Raw genomic sequence first — 3,227 nt, forward strand, 5'->3', positions numbered from 1 at the left:
CCGTCGGGCCGCGCCCCTGCCGGGGACGCGGCCCGTCGGCGCGTCAGGGCCGGGCGGGTGCGGGGTGCGCGGGTGCGGAATGCGCGACCACCCGGGTGCCGAAGCACGGGCGGAGCCGCCCGGCCGTCCACACCCCCCGCGTGGCCCGGGTTGACACGTTTCTTCGTATCGAGAATATTGGATGCGTTCCGAGGGGTCCGGCTCGCGAGAGGAGTGCACGGTGGATCCGCTGGCCGTACACAAGGCGCTCGCCAACCCCGCGCGGGCGGAGTTCCTGAAGTGGCTGAAGACGCCCGAGCGGTACTGGGACGAGGCGTACTACCTGGAGCGCGGCGTCGGGTTCCACATCGGCGTGTGCGTGACCGAGATCCGGGAGCGCTCCGGGCTGGCCCAGTCGGTGGTCTCCAGCTATCTGCAGATCCTGCGGGACGCCGGGCTGCTGGTGTCGGAGCGGGTCGGCAAGTGGACCTTCTACCGGCGCGACGAGGAGACCATCGCGGCCTTCGCCGCGTACGTGCGCGACGAGCTCTGACCCTCCTCCGGGCAGGTGCGGCGGACGGGCGCGCCCTTTTTCGCGGAAAATCCATCTAACTATCTAGATTTGTAGCTCGGTCCTGCCGGGCAGTGGAAGGCAGTCATGGGAAAGACCGGTCCTGTCGTCCTGACCCTCTCCCTGGGGGTGTTCGGGATCATCACCACGGAGATGGGTGTCGTCGGCGTCCTGCCCCGGATCTCCGAGGATCTCGGGGTGCCGCCCGCCACGGCCGGATGGCTGGTCGGGGTCTTCGCACTCGTCGTCGCCGTCGCCGGGCCGTTCGCGACACTGCTCGCCTCCGGGGTGCGGCGCAAGACCGTCCTGGCGACCGCGCTCGCCGTGTTCGCCGCCTCCAACGCCGTCTACGCGCTGACCGACAGCTTCCCGGTGATGCTCGCCTTCCGGATCGTCCCGGCGCTCTTCCATCCCGTGTTCTTCGCGGTGGCGCTGACCGCCGCCACCCGGCTGGTACCGCCGGAACGGGCCACCCGGGCCGCCACCACCGTCTTCGCCGGGGTGACGCTGGGCTTCGCCTTCGGGGTCCCGGCCACCTCCTACCTCGCCGAACACCTCTCCCTCGCCGCCGCGTTCTGGTTCGGCGCCGGCGCCAACCTGCTCGCGCTGCTCGGGATCCTGGCCCTGTTCCCCGCCATGCCCGCCGAGCAACGCCTCTCCTACGGGAGCCAGGTGAGGATCCTCCGCCGCCCGCGGCTCTGGCTCGCCGTGTCGGCCGTGGTGTTCGTCTTCGCCGCCATGTTCTCCGTCTACGGCTACTTCGCCGAGTACCTGGAGCGTGTCACCGGACTGGGCGGATCGACGGTCGGCGCGCTGCTGATGGCCTTCGGGATCGTGATGGTCCTCGGCAACCTCCTCTTCGGCCGGCTGCTGGAGCGCGACCCGGTCCGCACGGTGACCGCCTTCCCCGTCCTCTGCGTCGTCGTCTACGCCCTGGTCCGGGTGGTCGGTCCGTGGGCCGTGCCGATGGTCCTCGCGGTGCTGCTCTGGGGGGCGGTGCACTCGGGAGGGCTCGTGGTGAGCCAGACCTGGCTGGCCCGGGACGCCCGGGACGCACCGGAGTTCGGCAACAGCCTCTTCATCTCCTTCTCCAACCTGGGCATCACGCTCGGCACCGCGGTGGGCGGCCTGGTCGTCGCGGGCTTCGGTGCCCGGCAGCTGCCCTGGGCCGGTGCGGCGTTCGCGCTCGCCGCACTGGCCGCCGTGCTGCTGCGCCGCCGCCTCGGGCCCGAGCCCGCGGGGGAGGGGGTGCCGGTTCCGGTGGCGGAGCCGGCCGCGCTGCCGTCCTGACCTGCGGCGGGGCCGGGCGCCGCAGATTTTGCCGAACGGTCGACCAATCGGCCCGGGAACCCGGGTAGCGTCCAGCTCCGTCCCCCGTGATCCCCTTCCCCCTGCCGAGAGGTGTGCGATGAACCCGGTCGACCTGTACGAGGCGGCGTCCGCGCTGCCCGCCCCGTGGAACTCCCGGCTGCTCGCGCAGGTGGGCACGGCCGCCGTCAAGGTCCTGCGGATGGACGGCCGACCGCTGCCGGTCGAGGCGCACGACACGGCGGAGCTGCTGATCGTGCTCGACGGAACACTGGAACTCACTTCGGGGGGAGATGAACTGACGGTGGAACGGGGCGGCATGCACCACGTGGCGGCCGGCGTTCCGCACGCCGTCCGTCCGGGCAGCCGGGGCGCCCTGCTGATCGTCGAGGTCCCCGGGGCGGTGTAGGGCCGGTCCCCCGGGACCCGCGGCCCCGTGGTCGGGGCTTCGCGGCCGCTGTGGGTGCGGGGAGGGGAGGTCCCGGTGGCGCGCACCCGGTCCTTTCGCTTCCAATCCTGGCTTCGGGCCGGTGAGTTCGAGGTTGTCGGTGTGCGGTCGGGATGGCCTGGGCATGATTTGGCAGATCCATGCCAGGTGTCAGTGGTGTGCCGATCCGGCACCCACCCTCACGAGGAGTCCTCTTGGCACACACACTCCTGCGGCGGCTGTCCCTACCCGCCGCGCTCGCCGTCCTGACCGCGGCGGCTTCGGCCTTCGGCACGGGCACCGCCCACGCGGCCGTGCCCGGCGGCCCGTGCGACCCCCGCGTGAGCAAGTACGGGCTGTACGAGGTCTCGACCGCCGTCGTCGAGCCGGTGCTCACGCACTGGAAGGGCATCACCATAGCCCCCGGTACCACCGGCACCGTCGAGACCACCGTGACCGAGGTGCAGAACGTCAGCACCACGTTCAACGCCTCGACCGAGATCAACACGGAGGCGGGGCTGTTCTTCGCGAAGGTCTCCGTCAAGGTCGGGTTCTCCGTCCAGAACACCAAGTCCAGCAGCAGCACGTGGTCCCAGAAGGTCACGCTGAACTTCTCCCGCCCCGGCGACTACGCGGTGTTCAAGGGCACCACCCGGGTCCAGGGCAAGGCCGACGAGTACGTCTGCCTGCCGCGCGACCACCGGTACCCCAACAACGGCGACGGGTTCTGGGCCTATCTCTTCGGCTCCCACCCCACCTACAGCACCTTCGACGCCGAGACCGAGGGCACGGTCTCCTGCGACACCCCGGTCTCCCCCGGCACCGTCCAGGAGCTCGCGCGCAACAGGCTCGTCTGCCGCTGAGCGCCGACGCCGCCCGGGCCCGGATCCAGGAGACGGCCCTCGCGGGCGCACGCGTGCGGCGGTGGCCCCGGCCGGGTAC

Annotated in this window: 4 protein-coding genes; all 4 read left to right on the forward strand. The window is 71.6% G+C overall.

Features of this window, described 5'->3' with window-relative positions:
- Positions 1-181 precede the first annotated feature (181 nt).
- The 4 genes from ACFCX4_RS35490 (at position 182) to ACFCX4_RS35505 (ending at position 3,148) form a co-directional block, all read left to right on the forward strand.
- A complete protein-coding gene (locus ACFCX4_RS35490; RefSeq protein ID WP_376151476.1) occupies positions 182-532 on the forward strand; it encodes an ArsR/SmtB family transcription factor in 351 nt (116 codons plus the stop codon).
- A gap of 105 nt (positions 533-637) precedes the next feature.
- A complete protein-coding gene (locus tag ACFCX4_RS35495) occupies positions 638-1,840 on the forward strand; it encodes an MFS transporter (RefSeq protein ID WP_376151478.1) in 1,203 nt (400 codons plus the stop codon).
- 118 nt (positions 1,841-1,958) lie between these two features.
- The gene (locus ACFCX4_RS35500; RefSeq protein ID WP_376151480.1) at positions 1,959-2,267 is read left to right on the forward strand and encodes a cupin domain-containing protein; all 309 of its coding nucleotides are present in this window, start codon (positions 1,959-1,961) and stop codon (positions 2,265-2,267) included.
- 233 nt (positions 2,268-2,500) lie between these two features.
- Entirely contained in the window at positions 2,501-3,148 is a 648-nt protein-coding gene (locus ACFCX4_RS35505; protein WP_376151482.1) for a hypothetical protein, read from the forward strand.
- Positions 3,149-3,227: the final 79 nt, after the last annotated feature.

The organism is Kitasatospora sp. NPDC056327 (genome assembly GCF_042261735.1).
Taxonomy (GTDB): domain Bacteria; phylum Actinomycetota; class Actinomycetes; order Streptomycetales; family Streptomycetaceae; genus Kitasatospora.